The organism is Massilia terrae, assembly GCF_024753145.1.
Lineage (GTDB): Bacteria > Pseudomonadota > Gammaproteobacteria > Burkholderiales > Burkholderiaceae_D > Telluria > Telluria terrae.
On record NZ_JANUGU010000024.1, the window covers coordinates 1 to 1,419 of the forward strand.

Below are 1,419 nucleotides of genomic sequence, written 5' to 3' on the forward strand. Positions count from 1 at the left end.
CTAATGCCGTTCAGTTAAGGTCGCGTTTCAGGACACGAACGGCATAGCGCTTGGGTTTGGCCTTGACGGCCCGGTCATACGAACGACCGGGCCGTTCTTCGTTTAAGACGTTGACTAGCCGTGCACGCAGATGCTTCATGTAGGCAGGCAGTTTTCCATAGGCGCGAACCACGGCAGCCCAGTGCAGTTCAAACTGGATGATGTGGAAAGCACGGACAAAGCTGACCTGGGTCGGTGCACATTTGGCGGTGAGCGCCGCCTTGGCGATCTCTAGCCGCACAAGGTTATAGGCGGTCAGCGTCCCCCATATCTCCTGGTAGACACCACTGACGGTTTTGGAGCGCAGCGTCAGGGCCATCCCCAGCATGCTTTGCTTTAGCTCCCGATAACTGGTCTCGATGCTCCACCGCTTGTCGTAGCAGGCCACCACATCGGCAGGTTTGAAGCGCCGGCGGTCAGTCAGTGAGGTCAGCAAGATGCGCTGGCGCGCTTGTGGATCGATGGCGGTGATGGCGCGTGCTTCCCAGAATTCCGGCAGCTCGGGGCACTTGGCTCGCGCCTGCGGCGACACGCGCATGCGTACCATCGCGTCATGTGGCTCACCGCCGATGACTTCCCATTTGGTGTTTGACTTGGCGGGAATGACGAAGTGGCGGCTGGCACCGCCAGCCACGAGCCCGCAAAGGATTTCGGCAGACAGGAAGCCGCGGTCGAAGACCGTAATCGAATTGTCTGGAATGCTCGGCAAGAGCTGTTTCGCGTACAGCATTTCGTTAATGCCGTAGGGGCCGAAAACGGCATCGCGGATCACATGGGTGGGTAGCGTCGTCAAGGTCACGCCGCGCACTTGCGGGTAGCTGGCCACGGTCGCGCCGACATAGTTTTGAGCGCCGAAGTGATCGCGCAACTCGGGAAGGTCGTGGGTGCGCAAGGTTGTCCCGTCCATTGCCAGCAATTGCAGGCCTTTGAACGCGTAAGCTTGACGGTCCTGCTCGCTCCAAGCCAATGCCGATTTCTGGAACAGCCAATGCAGAGGTTGTGCACCAAGTCGCTGGCGTGCCTGCGCCGCCGCGCTCTTGCTCACATGCCGTACGCACGCATCGGGAAGCGCTAGTTCCAGGTCATCCAACACTTCGCCTACGGATTTGTGCCGGTAGAGCGCCAACGCGACGACCAGCCAGACCACCTGCTCAGCAGGCAGGCGCCGCTTGCGGATGCTCGCCGCACCAGTGCAAGCGATCGCCTCCTCAACCCACTCGAACGGGAGATGCTGGCCCAAGCGCCCCCAATCGGGCGCTTCGAGCATTTCCGCTAAAAAGTGGAGGGCGTCATCGAACATTGACGCGCAGGTTAACAGCCTACGCGTACGTTTACAACCAGAAAATAAAAATGCCGTTCAGGCTTAACTGAACGGCATTA

Annotated in this window: 1 protein-coding gene; it reads right to left on the reverse strand. The window is 59.5% G+C overall.

Annotated elements, in window-relative coordinates; all coding sequences use genetic code 11:
* Positions 1–10: 10 nt before the first annotated feature.
* A complete protein-coding gene (locus NX778_RS24510; protein ID WP_258814435.1) occupies positions 11–1,339 on the reverse strand; it encodes an IS4 family transposase in 1,329 nt (442 codons plus the stop codon).
* Between the last annotated feature and the right edge of the window lie 80 nt (positions 1,340–1,419).